Annotated in this window: 15 protein-coding genes; 4 read left to right on the top strand and 11 right to left on the bottom strand. The window is 37.1% G+C overall.

The features are described from left to right. Positions 1 to 82: 82 nt before the first annotated feature. The 9 genes from CWR48_RS10040 to CWR48_RS10000 form a co-directional block, all read right to left on the bottom strand. Positions 83 to 1,048: a quinone oxidoreductase family protein gene (locus CWR48_RS10040; RefSeq protein ID WP_115773109.1), complete on the bottom strand. Its 966-nt coding sequence runs from the start codon at positions 1,046 to 1,048 to the stop codon at positions 83 to 85. 136 nt (positions 1,049 to 1,184) lie between these two features. Beyond that, the gene (gene larC2 / locus CWR48_RS10035) at positions 1,185 to 1,649 is read right to left on the bottom strand and encodes a nickel pincer cofactor biosynthesis protein LarC2 (protein WP_115773108.1); all 465 of its coding nucleotides are present in this window, start codon (positions 1,647 to 1,649) and stop codon (positions 1,185 to 1,187) included. Positions 1,650 to 1,679: 30 nt separating this feature from the next. After that, positions 1,680 to 2,429, bottom strand: a complete 750-nt coding sequence (gene larB, locus CWR48_RS10030; RefSeq protein WP_115773107.1) for a nickel pincer cofactor biosynthesis protein LarB — start codon at positions 2,427 to 2,429, stop codon at positions 1,680 to 1,682. A gap of 54 nt (positions 2,430 to 2,483) precedes the next feature. Further along, positions 2,484 to 3,353: a nickel pincer cofactor biosynthesis protein LarC gene (gene larC / locus CWR48_RS10025; protein WP_115773106.1), complete on the bottom strand. Its 870-nt coding sequence runs from the start codon at positions 3,351 to 3,353 to the stop codon at positions 2,484 to 2,486. 210 nt (positions 3,354 to 3,563) lie between these two features. Further along, the gene (gene larE / locus CWR48_RS10020) at positions 3,564 to 4,406 is read right to left on the bottom strand and encodes an ATP-dependent sacrificial sulfur transferase LarE (protein WP_115773105.1); all 843 of its coding nucleotides are present in this window, start codon (positions 4,404 to 4,406) and stop codon (positions 3,564 to 3,566) included. Between the two features lie 430 nt (positions 4,407 to 4,836). Continuing rightward, positions 4,837 to 5,487 (bottom strand): amino acid ABC transporter permease, encoded by a 651-nt coding sequence (locus CWR48_RS10015; protein WP_115773104.1) that lies wholly within the window; start codon positions 5,485 to 5,487, stop codon positions 4,837 to 4,839. A gap of 12 nt (positions 5,488 to 5,499) precedes the next feature. Beyond that, positions 5,500 to 6,153, bottom strand: coding sequence for an amino acid ABC transporter permease (locus tag CWR48_RS10010; protein WP_115773103.1), 654 nt, complete (start codon positions 6,151 to 6,153; stop codon positions 5,500 to 5,502). Between the two features lie 79 nt (positions 6,154 to 6,232). After that, positions 6,233 to 7,036, bottom strand: a complete 804-nt coding sequence (locus tag CWR48_RS10005; RefSeq protein WP_115773102.1) for a transporter substrate-binding domain-containing protein — start codon at positions 7,034 to 7,036, stop codon at positions 6,233 to 6,235. Positions 7,037 to 7,050: 14 nt separating this feature from the next. Beyond that, the gene (locus tag CWR48_RS10000) at positions 7,051 to 7,779 is read right to left on the bottom strand and encodes an amino acid ABC transporter ATP-binding protein (protein ID WP_115773101.1); all 729 of its coding nucleotides are present in this window, start codon (positions 7,777 to 7,779) and stop codon (positions 7,051 to 7,053) included. A gap of 357 nt (positions 7,780 to 8,136) precedes the next feature. On the opposite strand from CWR48_RS10000, the gene rnhA reads away from it, so the two are divergent. Next, positions 8,137 to 8,799 carry a ribonuclease H gene (gene rnhA, locus CWR48_RS09995; protein WP_115773100.1) on the top strand — a complete coding sequence of 221 codons (663 nt, stop codon included), beginning with the start codon at positions 8,137 to 8,139 and terminating at the stop codon, positions 8,797 to 8,799. A gap of 106 nt (positions 8,800 to 8,905) precedes the next feature. Then, a complete protein-coding gene (locus tag CWR48_RS09990) occupies positions 8,906 to 9,658 on the top strand; it encodes a polysaccharide deacetylase family protein (protein WP_115773099.1) in 753 nt (250 codons plus the stop codon). A 312-nt stretch (positions 9,659 to 9,970) separates the two neighbouring features. Here the strand turns inward: CWR48_RS09990 and CWR48_RS09985 are convergent, their stop codons facing one another. Beyond that, entirely contained in the window at positions 9,971 to 10,828 is an 858-nt protein-coding gene (locus CWR48_RS09985) for a hypothetical protein (RefSeq protein WP_115773098.1), read from the bottom strand. A gap of 204 nt (positions 10,829 to 11,032) precedes the next feature. Between CWR48_RS09985 and CWR48_RS09980 the strand changes: the two genes are divergently transcribed. Then, on the top strand, positions 11,033 to 11,821 hold the full coding sequence (locus CWR48_RS09980) for a divergent polysaccharide deacetylase family protein (RefSeq protein ID WP_115773097.1): 789 nt from the start codon (positions 11,033 to 11,035) through the stop codon (positions 11,819 to 11,821). Between the two features lie 177 nt (positions 11,822 to 11,998). Continuing rightward, a complete protein-coding gene (locus CWR48_RS20415; RefSeq protein WP_211316731.1) occupies positions 11,999 to 12,175 on the top strand; it encodes a hypothetical protein in 177 nt (58 codons plus the stop codon). A 412-nt stretch (positions 12,176 to 12,587) separates the two neighbouring features. Here the strand turns inward: CWR48_RS20415 and CWR48_RS09975 are convergent, their stop codons facing one another. After that, positions 12,588 to 13,892 (bottom strand): VTT domain-containing protein, encoded by a 1,305-nt coding sequence (locus CWR48_RS09975; RefSeq protein ID WP_115773096.1) that lies wholly within the window; start codon positions 13,890 to 13,892, stop codon positions 12,588 to 12,590. Positions 13,893 to 14,328: the final 436 nt, after the last annotated feature.

Below are 14,328 nucleotides of genomic sequence, written 5' to 3'. Positions count from 1 at the left end.
TATCTTTGCTTGTGCTGGTGCCTGTCACTTCCCGAGTTTTGTCGAACGATGTCGATACTTTCATTTATTTGTAAAACAAACATTAAGGGACAAGGATAATTTTCCCAGAGCTTTTTCTGCCTTCCAAAAACCGATGTGCTTCAGCACCGTCTTTTAAGTCAAATTTTGTTGGTGCCTTCACTTTAAGCTTACCTTCTGTTATCCAGTCAAACAGCTGCTGCGAACGTTTTCTTCTCTCCTCATCGGAAGTTAACACATTCCACAGATCACCACCAGTCAGTGTTTTCGAGGTGTCCATTAACATTCTTGGGTCTACAGGTGTTGGGTCGCCACCTGACATGCCATAAAATACAACTGTACCACCAATTTTGGTTGCATCAAAACTTGCTGTTAAAGTTGAGCCAACAGATTCATATACCACATCCGCCCCTCGTCCATCTGTTATCTCCTTTACTTTTCCTATCCAATCCTCATCATATAAAAATACAAAATGAGCACCTGCTTCGTACACTGCTTTCGATTTTTCCAATGTGGAGGTCAGGCCAATAACATTTCCCCCTAGTTGCTTTCCAATCTGCACTAAATTTTGTCCTACACCACCTGCCGCAGCATGAACTAGGACAAAATCTCCAGCTTTTATCGCATAACTATCCCTCGTTAAGTATTGTGCAGTCAGTCCTTGCAATAATACAGAGGAAGCGACTTCATAAGAAATTTCATCTGGTAATTGAATCGCCTTTTCCAGTGGAACAGCAACTAATTCTGCATTCGCATACGGAACATCAGCAAAGGCAACTCGGTCACCAACGTTCACATTTACTACGTTAGCACCAACGCTTTCAACAACCCCTGCCCCCTCATATCCCAATATATATGGTGGCTCCCCTGCAAGATGGTAATTTCCTTTTCGTCTATATATATCCGCAAAATTCAGGCCAATCGCCTTCATTCGTACTAATATTTCATTTTCTGTTATCATCGGATCTGGAATTTCTTGATACCGCAATACATCTGACCCACCAAAATTCTCAAAGATCAATGCTTTCATGTTTTTCACTCCTTATCATAGTTCTTTATTGAATTGTTGTTTCATTATTTAGCATATCCAATATTCCTAAATGAAAAAAGAAGCTTAACCCCTTTTTCAATATGTGTAAGTGGGATAGCTTCTTTTTTGTAAATCATTACAATTTCTTCCAAACCGCTTCATATACTTTTTTCAATGGTAGATTATGTAGTTTCGCAAGTTTACGGCAGTCTTCGTACTCCGGGGAGCTTTGAAAAACCTTTCCATTATAAATCCCTTGCTTCACAGTCACAACTCCCCATTCGGTTTCAACTTTAATAAATCGGCGCTCCATTCGATGTACAGTAATCGGATAATAGCGAATCCCTAATGTCGTTGTTTCCTCCAACAAAATCTCCTTCATGATATCAATTGCCTTGAAGGAGCAAAGTAATTGCAGCAATACTCCCGGTCGATTTTTCTTCATATAGATTGGTGTGTAAAACACATCATTCGCGCCTGCTTCAAAGAGAAGTTCCATCACATTTCCGAGCCATTCTCCAGAAATATCATCGAGATTCACTTCCATTTTTATCATTTCGTCATCAATATGTTCATGATTCGGTGGGTGCTTAGAAGTCATGTTGGTGTTTCCCTCTTTCTTGCTAAAATTTCACTTTTTATTCCGTGCCATCTGATCAATTAATACAGCACTATATGCCCCACCGAAGCCATTATCAATGTTAACAACACTAATGCCACTCGCACAGGAATTTAACATCGTTAGTAATGCCGATAATCCGTGGAAGTTAGCCCCATAGCCAATACTCGTCGGAACTGCGATTACCGGATGGGATACAAGTCCACCGACAACACTTGGTAGCGCACCTTCCATTCCTGCAACTACAACGGAAACCGACGCTTTTTGAATTTCTTCGGCATGATCGAGCAGGCGGTGAATTCCGGCAACACCAACATCATAGAATCGCTTCACATTACTTCCAAGAACCTCGGCAGTAATCGCCGCTTCTTCCGCAACACGTAAATCAGATGTACCTGCACAGAGAACTGCAATAAAGCTGTCAGATTCTTCAACATGCATCTGTTCGGTTTTCCAATATAAAATTTTTGCCACCTGATGATACGTAAATTCCGGATGGACTTCCAGCACACTGTTTGCCTTCTCTTCAGAAACCCTTGTAATTAAGACATCATTATTCTTCGCTTTAATTGCTTCAAGAATGGTAATGATTTGTTCTACCGTCTTTCCTTCTCCATAAATAATCTCTGGGAATCCTTGTCGTTTTTGCCGGTGATGATCGACCTTTGCAAATCCCAAATCCTCATATGTTGCCAACGCTTTCTTCGCTTCTTCAACTGATAAAGTGCCTGCTTGTACTTGTTTTAATATTTCATCCATCATTTCTTCACCCCATACTTCCTAATTTCACCGTTCGACATGTTTCGTGCAAATTTACTATTCACCAATCATTACGCGTAAAACATTTGGGTGATTGGGAAAGTTTTTCGTTCCAGCACCATAGCCAATACTTGTCACCTTCATTGCCGGAAATGTACCATACTCTGCTGCGAGTACTGCCGCAATTGCTGCTCCAGTTGGTGTTGTCAACTCTGATTTCAACTCACTTTTCGCAAGTGGTACGCCACGTAAAATTTCCAGTGTTGCTGGTGCTGGCACTGGAAATACCCCGTGATCTATATGAATATGACCTGATCCAGTTGGAACTGGCGCTGATCTAATTTCATCCACTCCAAGCTGCTCGATTAATATAGCCACACCAACAATATCGATGATGGAATCAACTGCACCAACCTCGTGGAAATGAACATCTGCAAGTGGCACGCCATGGATTTTCCCTTCCGCTTCACCAATTTTCTTAAACATATTTAATGCCATTGTTTCCACCTTTTCAGAGTAACCAGCTTGTCCAATCAGTTGGATAATCTCTCGGTATGCACGGTGGTCATGCGTGTGAGTATGATCGTGATCATGTGTATGGCTATGAGCATGCTCATGCATATGCGTATGGTCGTGATCATTTGTATGGCCATGAGCATGTTCATGTTTATGGTCGTGGTCATGTGTATGTTCTTCGTTCTCATGCGCATGCGTATGTACTTGCTCATTTCCTAACACAACATCAAACTTGGTACTCGTTATTCCATTTTTCACTACCTTGCTTACCTTGAGTTCATATTCATCATCTATTTGCAATTTCTTTAATTCCTTTTCTAAATGGGAAAAATCCCCACCAGCGTCAATGAGTGCACCAATTGTCATATCTCCACTTAATCCAGAAAAACAATCCAAATAAAGAATTTTCATATCAAATCTCCTTACATTTTATTGGTAGATAAGTGCAACAAAGGCAGCACTATAATCTAAAGACTTGGCTAAATCTTAGTTTTCTAATACCCATTATAACATTGCATTATAGCAGATAATCATTGTATAACCTATTAATCGGTTTTCGTACACAAACGAAAAAAATAACCGGGAAGTAGTAACCTCCCGGCAAAAAAACAATGATTTCAATTAAGCATTTGCAGCCATTTTTTGTTCAGTTGCTAATTCAGGTAGAACTTCATTCATGCTTCCTGAACGGTATCCACGAAGGTCAACAGATACATAGTCGAATCCAAGTGATACAAGTTTATTTTGAATTTCTTCACGTTTTGTTAATAGATCAGCAATCTTATCTGCTGCAACTTCAATTCGTGCTACATTTTCATGGTAACGTACACGAACAGAAGCAAAACCGATACGAGCTAAATAAAGTTCAGCTTCGTTTACTTGATTTACTTTTTGCTTATCAAGTGCTGTACCATATGGGAATCTTGATGCTAAACTACATGAAGCAAGTTTATTCCATACTGGAAGATCCAATTCTTTTGCAAGCTCACGAACTTCCGTTTTATAAATATTTGCTTCTTGTAATACACTGCGGATTCCTTCTTCTGTTCTAGCTCTTAGTCCTGGACGGAAATCTTCTTCATCATCCATGATCATACCATCTAGAACATATGGATAATCTAATTCTTCCGCTAATTTATTTAAATGTGTATAAAGTAATTTCTTGCTGTAGTACCAGCTTTCTGTTTGATTTGCTACGATATTTGCATCTTCAAGTTCTTTAATCTCTGTCTTAAGAACAGCGACACCCATATCTTCTGCTAGCTTAACTGCAGCATCAAATTCAGAATCACGGTATAATTCAGATGCAACAACAACAGCTAATACTTGGTCGCCAAGTTCTTGTTGTGCTCTTTTCAATACTACAGCGCTATCAACACCGCCAGAAAACGCAACCATTACACGGCCCATGCCTTGCAATATTTCACTTAATTGATTATTTTTATTAAGCGTTACTTCATTCATTCCATTCACCTCATCTGCCCTATGGAAAGGGGATTTTAACTTCTTTATTGTTCAATAAAGAATCTAATAATTTATCCTTGATATTCTTATTATAGCACTTTTTTAGTAAAAAGACGATAAATGTAGACCTTTCCATTTAATTTAAAGATGGATGAAGGATTTAAACCGATTAATTATAGGTGAGACCGCTTAGAAGAAATAGTCGATGAAATCCATGAGGAATTGGTTAAAGCTCAGGAAACGACCACTTTCATATTATATAAAACAGCACAACTCTCTAAATAACATCCGTAATCGTCCCCACTTATTCTAAAATCAAACGCATACTTTTATGAACCTGGACATTACGTGACGCTGTTCAGGTTCACTTTCTCGCAATTCAAGTAGCTGCCTCTATCCTTTCTCCCCTTCAGATGGATCAAAGACAAAATCATGTTTGCTTTAGTTCTAGCCTTTTTGCAATCAAAGATAATACATAGTTTACTGCAAAATATATTAATGCAATTAATATGAAAATTGGAATGACATATTGTGTGTTTTGTGCTTGAATAATTTTTGCATGGTGAAGCAATTCAGGCAGCGAAATGACAACCGCAAGTGACGTATCCTTTAACAAGGAGATAAATTGACTGACAAGATTCGGTACCATTCGCTTCAATGCTTGGGGCAGAATGATTGTTCGCAATGCTTGCAAATATGTAAGACCAGAGGAACGTGCTGCCTCAATTTGTCCCTTTTCAACTGAATCCAATCCTCCCCTGACAATTTCAGCAATCATGGATGATTCAAATACAACTAAAGCAATAATAGCCGAAACGGTATTACCTAGATTAATACCGATCTCAGGCAATGCTAAATATGTAAACAATATAATCAATAGAAGTGGCAAATTCCGGATTGTTTCAACGATAGCGACAACTATTTGCGATATGGCAGGTACTCTCGTGAATCGAATTGTTCCAAGTATCCCACCGATGATAAAGCTAAGTATAATTGACACAACCGCCACTTTTAATGTCATATAGAATCCCTGCATTAAAAAAGCTAAATTATCTAGCGAATATGCACCTATAAAATCCATTTTGCCCCCTCCTTAATAAGTATTTGCAAGACGGCTTTCTATGTACCTTAAGCCTACACTTAATGGAATGGTGATAATTAAATAAAGCAATGCGACTAATATATATACATCAAAAACAATAAATGTTTTAGCAGAAATAAGATCCGCCTGGTACATTAAATCAGCTCCGGAAATCAGTGCCAAAATGGATGAATTTTTCACTAAATTAATAAATTGATTACCGATTGGAGGTATCACAATTTTAATTGCTTGAGGCAAGATAATCATTCGCATTGTTTGCATATAATTTAGGCCTGATGATCTTGCAGCCTCCATTTGCCCTTTTGGAATAGATAGAATACCTGAACGAACGGCTTCAGCAATAAACGCTGATGTATAAATAGAAAGTGCAATTGTACCCGCCGTAATACCACTAAACCTTATTCCAATCGCCGGTGTTCCTATAAAAAAGAAAAAGGCGATAACGACCAAAGGAATATTTCTAAAAAACTCAACATATGCTGTTCCGACCCAACGCAATGGTGCAATGGGGGTAATACGCATAACGGCTACAACTGTCCCTATAATGAAGCTCGCGACTAGTGCTATTAAACTTGCGACAATCGTGACTTTAAAGCCATCCCACAACATATCCGAGTAATCTATCAAAATCGAGAAGTCCAACATAGCTCCCCCCACATCATTTAATTAGGATGGGCATTTTTTCATGCCCATCCTGTCAATGAACACTTCTAAATAATTATTTCTATTCCGTCTTAATCCACTCGTTGTAGATCTCGTCATATTTCCCATTATCTTTAATTGTTGTCAAAGCATCATTAATTGCATCTACTAGCTCTTTTTGCCCCTTTTTAACTGCAATACCATAAGGCTCGTCAGTGAATGTACCGCCTACCAATCCGAAAGAATCATCTTCCGAAGCCATTCCTAAAAGAATTGAGTTATCCGTTGTCAATGTATCCCCTTGTCCAGATTTCAAGGCAGTAAATGCCTCTTGATAATTTTCAAATTCCAATACTTGTGCATCTGGAGCTGCTTCGCGAATGTTATCCGTTGAAGTGGATCCTTTTACCGCAAGTACCGTTGTATCTTTCGTAAGGTCATCGATGCTTTCAATTGGACTACCATTTTTAACTAATAGGGATTGACCTGCTTCAAAGTAAACATCAGAAAAATCAACTTCCTTTTTACGTTCTTCAGAAATGGTCATGGTCGCGATAATCGCATCAATATCCCCTTTGTTCAATAGAGGTATCCTTGTCTTTGATGTAACTTCAACAAATTCAACTTTCGTTTCATCACTTACGATTTCTTTTGCGATTTGCTTCGCAATATCAATATCAAATCCCTCTACTTCGCCTGAAGCTGGATCCTTTAACCCAAAGAGTCTAGTATCATATTTCACACCGAAGATGATTTTGTCACGATCCTTAATTGTCTCTAACACATTCCCGCTTTCTTTATCACTACTAGAACCACATGCAGCTAATAGAATAATAGAAAGCAGAGCAATTACTGCTAAAACCGATAATCTTTTTAGTTTTCTCATATTCTCTCTCCTCTTTAATGATTTAATATACGGCTAAGAAATAATTTAGCCCGATCCTCTTGTGGGTTCTCAAAAAATTCCACAGGATCGGCCACTTCAAGAATTTGACCTTCATCAATAAAGATAATTCGATCTCCTACTTCTTTGGCAAATCCCATTTCATGTGTTACCACAACCATTGTCATTCCTTCCTTCGCAAGCGTCTTCATAACATCTAATACTTCCCCTACCATTTCTGGGTCAAGTGCTGAAGTTGGCTCATCAAAGAGTAATATTTCCGGTTTCATGGCAAGCGCCCTTGCAATTGCGACACGTTGTTGCTGACCTCCTGAAAGCTGAGAAGGATAGGAGGAAGCTTTATTCGGAATCCCCACTTTTCCTAAGTAGAACTCAGCAGTCTCTTTGGCTTCTTCCTTTGATTTCTTTAATACATTCATTGGAGCAAGCGTAATATTTTCAAGCGCTGTTTTATGTGGGTATAAATTAAATTGCTGAAATACCATTCCAATCCGCTGCCTAACTTTATTAATGTCCGTATTTTTATCATGGATTGCTTTGTCTCCGATTGTCAAAGAACCGTCAGATATTGTTTCCAGTCTATTGATACATCTCAATAACGTGCTTTTACCAGACCCTGATGGACCAATGATGACAACTACTTCCCCCTTGTTAATCATTAGGTTAATGTTTTTCAAAACATGAAAATCACCATAATATTTGTTCACATTATTAAAGGAAATCATGTCTGCCCCCCTTCCCATTAGACCATAAACACATTAACTTACAAGGAAATTAAACCGCTTTCTTTTCTGTGCATGATAAAGGTCTGAAATATCCTATAAGTAACTTGTTTCACATATTCTATGTCTATCCAACCTTATGCACGAAAGAAATAATAATGTATTTCCCCTTCAAGTTGGTATAATAATAACAATAATTAAAATATTTTGCAAGTAGAATCCTACTATGTAGAGTTACTACGAATCACTATTGTATTAATCAATAGACGTAAAAATACCAGGGAATGTACTAAACATGTTTGACACTTGTTATATAATGATATAATTGATGAAAATGATTAACGCGTAAGGAGACATACAATGGCAAAGAAAAAATATTATGTTGTCTGGGTTGGTAGAAAACCAGGTATATATTCGAGCTGGTCAGACTGCCAAGCGCAGACGAACCACTTTGATCAAGCAAAGTTCAAATCCTTTGAAAGTCTGGAACTAGCGGAAAAGGCTTATCGTGAGGGCTGGCAACATCATTGGGGTAAAGGAAATGCGCAAAAAACTGCGAAAGGTCAATCGAATAGAAAAACAAGTTCAGGTAAACTAAGCGCTTTAACCTCCAATGAAATCGATTTTAATAGCATTTCCGTTGACGTTGGAACCCGCGGAAATCCTGGTCCAGTGGAATATCAAGGTGTAGATACAGAAACGGGAGAAGTAATCTTTTCGTACGGACCAATTAGTAAAGGCACGAATAATTTAGGAGAATTCCTTGCGATTGTGCATGCATTGGCATATTTGAATCAGATTGGTAGTAATAAAACCGTTTATACTGATTCACGAAATGCCATGAAATGGATAAGGGAAAAGGCCGTGTCAACAACTTTGAAAAGGGATGAGTCTACCGCTGAAATATGGGACTTGATTGACCGTGCCCTCGACTGGCTCCACCATCATTCATATGAAAATAAAATACTGAAATGGGACACAAAAAACTGGGGTGAAATCAAAGCAGATTATGGACGGAAGTAAAATAAGCGCCTTTCCGAATGACTAAATTTTTTAAAACTCCATAGACTAATGAGAGACCACATTCCTTTGTAGTCATAAAATATTTTTTCATTGAGGTGCAGTTATCATGAAGAGACGGCCATTTATCCTTTTCCTTTCACTATTCTTTTATGTATTCTTTTTTTCAAATATGCAGGCATTAGCAAAAGACCGCTGGGACTATGAAAAGACAGGTCAGGTCACATGGGACTTAGATACGAAGGAAAAAATGGTTGCGATCACCTTTGATGATGGCCCACATCCGCTATACACTCCTAATATTCTAGATACATTGGCAGAGTATAATGCAAAAGCTACTTTTTTTGTTTTGGGTGCACATGCTAAAAAATATCCTGGGCTTGTTTATCGTCAATATACAGAGGGTCATGAAATAGCAAATCATACCTATAATCATCACTATCACCCCGTGAGTTCTTTGGAGTTAAAGAAGGAAATAGATGCAACAGCAGAAATCATTTATGAAATTACTGGAACGAAACCAACGCTTTTTCGTCCAGTTGGTGGAACTTATAATGATTTAATCATAAATACAGCAGTCGATAGCGGTTATCATGTTGTCCTCTGGTCATGGCATCAGGATCCTGAGGACTGGAAAAATCCTAGTGTCAATCGAATTACGAATCACATCATTAGGAATATAAGTCCAGGTGATATTATTCTGCTTCATGATGCAGGCGGAGACAGAAGCCGAACCGTTGAATCACTAAAAAGGATTTTACCTATATTAGCAAAAGAAGGATATGAATTTGTAACGGTTTCGGAAATGATGTTACGAACTGACATGAAAGACTCTCGTTTCTTAGAGCTTTTTCTATATTAAGTTTCCCATGTCTAACATTTTTGATAAAGTGAAGCTTCATTAAGTGGGGGTAATATCCGCCCCCCACTTAATGTTAGTTGAACAGAATCGGGATTTTCTTTGCGATACTCACTCACGTTTCCCATGCACGTATGAATAAAAAAATAGAGATATGCTTTACACCTAAAACAACCACCTGCTTTAACAGATGGTTGTTTTAGGTTATGGAAAATTGTTAATCATTATCCGATTCAATCCAGCACCCTTACATTGTTCGCTGAGAAAAGGTAGCCAAATGAAGTAAGTTCGGAAAATATGCCGTCTAATTCACTTTCAGCTGAATTCTTCGTATAGTGCGTCACGATTAATAAGCCAACGATCCATTATCCCCGTTCTTTGGATCGTAAATTGTACTGTTTTCTTTACTATTCCATCTTCTTTTGTCATCATCTTGATTTCAACAGGTATTTTGACAAGCAAATCATTATTTTCTTTATGTTGTGATTCTGAAAGCTCCATCTCAATGATATCAATTCTTGTGATATCTACAACAAGTTTATGAAAATCTTGCTGATGATCGGATTTTGTAAAGGTTCGATCCAACAAATAATCATCTTTCTGATTCATTGCAATCACGAAGATCTGTATTAACTCTTCAGGGTTCACCTTAGTCAAATATTCATCAAGCTGATTCCCTGCCCTCAAAATCATTATTTTATGGGCTGGATCTTCTTTATTTGATCGATGTGTCTTGCTGCCGATAAAATGCACACAAAAGTGGCCTGGAAATCCATTGTTAAGAGCACCAGCGCCATGTGGCATTCCATGCATCGACGCTGCAACCATTTGGTCATTGACTTTTACAATAACGGCTCTCCTTTTCCAACTCCACGTATTATTATAAATTTCCTTCATGATTTGTGTGTCTTTCTTCGTTAGTGGCTGGACATCTGCATGGCTTTCCCCTGCCCTTCGTTGAACATTGAAAGATAATCCAGTTTCAAAATCGATGATGGTGAATGTTGCTTTATTAGGAATCATTTTGTCTACTTCTTGCCACGGCAACATATTGATTTTAAAACTTATAGGGAAATGATTACTTTCCTGAACCAAGGCTGTAATATGATTGCTGAATGGAATGGTTAACATCAAGCTGATTACAAATGTTTTGACAAAGAATTTGCTGTCCATTTGATTTCTCCGTTGTTATATATTTTTGTTTATAAAAATATATTGCCCAATCGGTAGCTACTGATTCCATCTTTTGCAACTTTCCATACTTCACTTTATACACATTATGGTGAGCAAACCTTCTTCCAAAAAGCACCATAATTTGCTTCATATTTTTTGTAAGAATTGTGGGATGCTAAAAGTAAAAATCCAGAGGTGTAGTTCATGAAAAAAATATTGATTTGTAGCATCCTTTTTCTATTTTCATTTATACAACCTGCTTTTGCAGAATCATCACCGCATTTAAAAAAAGAGCTGGCAATTGTTATCGATGACCTTGGCAATAATATGAAAGGAACGAAAGAAATACTTCATTTGCCAATAAAACTAACCGTAGCAATTATGCCGTTTATGCCTTCTACAAAAGAAGATGCAGAGCTTGCATATCATAATGGTCACGAAGTCATTGTCCATTTACCGATGGAACCAAAGAAAGGAAAGAAAAGTTGGCTCGGTCCTGGAGCCATCACATCCGATTTAAGTGATCAAGAAATTAGAGAACGAGTAGAGTCTGCAATTAAAGATGTGCCCCATGCCGTCGGAATGAATAATCATATGGGTTCTAAGATTACGGAGGATGAGAGAATAATGAAGATAATTCTCGAAGTCTGCAAGGAAAACGCTCTATTCTATCTCGATAGTAAGACAACGGGAAAGAGTGTCGTGAAAAAAGTAGCTACTGAAATGAATGTCCCTGTTTTGGAAAATAATTTATTTTTTGATGCTGTATATACAACACAGCATATTAAGAAGCAAGCCGATTTACTGTCGAAGCAATTAATAGACCATGAAAAAACGATTGCTATTGGTCATGTTGGGGTACCAGGGCCTATGACATTTAGCGTCCTAAAAGAATACATCCCCATCTATCAAAATCAGGCGGAATTCGTTTCACTTTCTGATTTAATACCTGAATTTAATATGATCGACGGAATTCTAACGAGTAAGGACTGATGATTAGTTAAGTTCTCACCGTTAAGTAGATTGTGGGATCAGATAAAATTTATAAATTAACCACTCACCCTTTTACTCGATCGTCCTTCCTGCAAATTGAACTTCTGGTTTTTAATCTGCTGCATATGGGCGAATAAAGATTTGTAGCATCTCTATATTTTCATTAGGTGCTGATTCTTGATGGAAGAAACTCTTTCACGCACCATCAACATATTTTTAGTTGGTGAAATTAATTCCCTTCTTCCATCCGAATCTTTAGCAATTACTATAGTTAAAATACTTGGTATTTGTAAATATGATGAAGCTCTTTTAAAAAATAAACTGTTATTTGAGGAGCAATTTTTTAAACTATAATAAGAAAACTAAATGTGACGTAAAGCATATAATTTCCTAGTAATAAAGCATATAGTTTCCAGCCTAAGAGCCACAAGGCATTTCATCACTTTATATAAGATTTATCACCCATTAAATTAAATTATTACTTGAATAAAATCTTGTTTTACTATTTATTTAAACTTTTAGGAAGAGTTATGCTTTACATTTTTTTTAGGAAATTTTATGGTTTATTGTTATTTCCTAAAGAAATTAGTGTATTTGGCATTTAACTCATGTATGGAATCGCTTATATTTTCTATCTATCAAAAGGCCTTCAACATACCGACTGTGTATAAACTGGTGTATATTAAAGGTCTTTTGATTATGGAGCTTATTTAAGTAAAGCACCAGTTACTTTAAGTACATTTATTCACAATATCCATTTATCTTACTAGTGTAATTGATCTATATCTATTCTCCTTAGTAATCGAAATATTTCTAGTAAGAGAATATTTAAGCCTAGCCAGACTCCTCCAAAGACGTAGCCAGCAGCAATATCACTCGGGAGTTCGACTTTAAAGAACAATCGACTGATGGCAATAAGAATTAACACACCTAATCCGGCTATTGGAACAAGGGTGTGAGACCAAGCGTTTTTTATAAAGCGTACACATATAAATACTGCAAAGCCGTAAAAAACAAAATTCATTAAAGATTGCTCGCTTGGAAAATTACGAAAAGGATGATTCGTGAACGAATAGGGAACAGGGGAAAGGATTTGAAAAATTCTCCTCAAACTTTCTTCAAAGAGTTCCCCACCTAAAATAACGATTAACAGAGAACCTAACTCAATTAATTTATTCTCACCTTTCCATAAAATCCAAATGAATGTAAAGCTGATAAGTATAAGTTGGACTTGCCTCGAACCTAGGAATAAAAATATTTGCATTGCCTCTATCCAGTCCTTATTAAAAACTAAGGAAATCAATAAATCCACAGTTTGATTAAAATTGGTAAACTCGTTTCCAAGAAAATCCTCTATCATGCCAAACATGAGAATCAAAAGGCCCAACGTCAGGATAAAAGTCACAGTTAATAGAAAGCCAACTCGTCTTCTCGTATGAAAAATAGTCAAAGTTAGATTTAATAACCTAATGACTGTCTCTTTTATCTCCTCTTTATATTTTTTGTAGATGTAAATCACAATAAAAACGACGGCAGCTGCTATCACCCCAATAATGAGATACTTTTTAATTGAACTGTGAAACGTCTCCCATTGTGGACCTAGTACTTTACCGAGTGTTATAAATACCATCACCCACAGAAATGCTCCAGTATAGGCAAAAACAGCGTACATTCGAAAAGGCAGTCGGGTAGTTCCTGAAAAGTACCCCGTAATATGTCTAATTCCAGGGATAAAATAAGCAATCAGCAACAGCTTATTCCCATACTTGCTAAACCAGTGGGAAAATTTTCCAATTCGTTCTGGACCCATATGAAAACGAGAACCGTATTTTTCGAAGAACGGTTGTCCTACCTTATAACCTATCCAGTAAGAGATAGTCATTCCTATACAGGATCCAAAACCAGCTATTAAAATACTTAGTATCCAATTTAAACGTCCTTGAAAAACAAGAAATCCTGTATAAGTCATAAGAATTTCACCTGGTAATGGAAGTGCGATCAATTCTAATAAAAGGGCAACGAATAGCACAATATATCCAAATTGGTCAATATATGCTGTAATATCACCCACCGATTATCATCCTTTAGTATCTTTTTTAGTTGTAAGTAAAGATGGAGAAAACCTAATAGATAATAACATCTCTACCTGAGTTCCTACTCTCTATTTACTTTAATTTCTACATTATTGTGGTTCTAATTCGCTTATGGAAGCAAATCATATTCGTTTTGTGAGGAATCTTTTTAACATTTTTAGCTTACCCCTCATTATTAGTTATTTATACTAATTTAACGCGGTGAACTTTAAAATATACCCTTATCCTTATATATGAGTACTATAATAATATTCCAAAAACATTCTCGGATTTTTTAACTCGAAAAGATGGCTATATTACTCATCGGCTTGTTTAACTATCGCACCCGTTAGCCATCCATGAAGCGCAAAAATCAGCGCTTCACCACAGAGAATGAAAATGTTTATGATTGCCGATACTGATTCTACGGCTGGG

The organism is Oceanobacillus arenosus (assembly GCF_003369575.1).
GTDB lineage: Bacteria > Bacillota > Bacilli > Bacillales > Amphibacillaceae > Oceanobacillus > Oceanobacillus arenosus.
Note: the sequence above shows the minus strand (reverse complement) of the source record. Positions and strands in the feature narration are given on the sequence as shown.

Coding starts and splice junctions, on each gene's coding strand:
- CWR48_RS10040 (WP_115773109.1), bottom strand. CDS start 1,048: ATGAAAGCATTGATCTTTGAGAATTTTGGTGGGTCAGATGTATTGCGG.
- larC2 (WP_115773108.1), bottom strand. CDS start 1,649: ATGACTTCTAAGCACCCACCGAATCATGAACATATTGATGACGAAATG.
- larB (WP_115773107.1), bottom strand. CDS start 2,429: ATGATGGATGAAATATTAAAACAAGTACAAGCAGGCACTTTATCAGTT.
- larC (WP_115773106.1), bottom strand. CDS start 3,353: ATGAAAATTCTTTATTTGGATTGTTTTTCTGGATTAAGTGGAGATATG.
- larE (WP_115773105.1), bottom strand. CDS start 4,406: ATGAATGAAGTAACGCTTAATAAAAATAATCAATTAAGTGAAATATTG.
- CWR48_RS10015 (WP_115773104.1), bottom strand. CDS start 5,487: ATGGATTTTATAGGTGCATATTCGCTAGATAATTTAGCTTTTTTAATG.
- CWR48_RS10010 (WP_115773103.1), bottom strand. CDS start 6,153: ATGTTGGACTTCTCGATTTTGATAGATTACTCGGATATGTTGTGGGAT.
- CWR48_RS10005 (WP_115773102.1), bottom strand. CDS start 7,036: ATGAGAAAACTAAAAAGATTATCGGTTTTAGCAGTAATTGCTCTGCTT.
- CWR48_RS10000 (WP_115773101.1), bottom strand. CDS start 7,779: ATGATTTCCTTTAATAATGTGAACAAATATTATGGTGATTTTCATGTT.
- rnhA (WP_115773100.1), top strand. CDS start 8,137: ATGGCAAAGAAAAAATATTATGTTGTCTGGGTTGGTAGAAAACCAGGT.
- CWR48_RS09990 (WP_115773099.1), top strand. CDS start 8,906: ATGAAGAGACGGCCATTTATCCTTTTCCTTTCACTATTCTTTTATGTA.
- CWR48_RS09985 (WP_115773098.1), bottom strand. CDS start 10,828: ATGGACAGCAAATTCTTTGTCAAAACATTTGTAATCAGCTTGATGTTA.
- CWR48_RS09980 (WP_115773097.1), top strand. CDS start 11,033: ATGAAAAAAATATTGATTTGTAGCATCCTTTTTCTATTTTCATTTATA.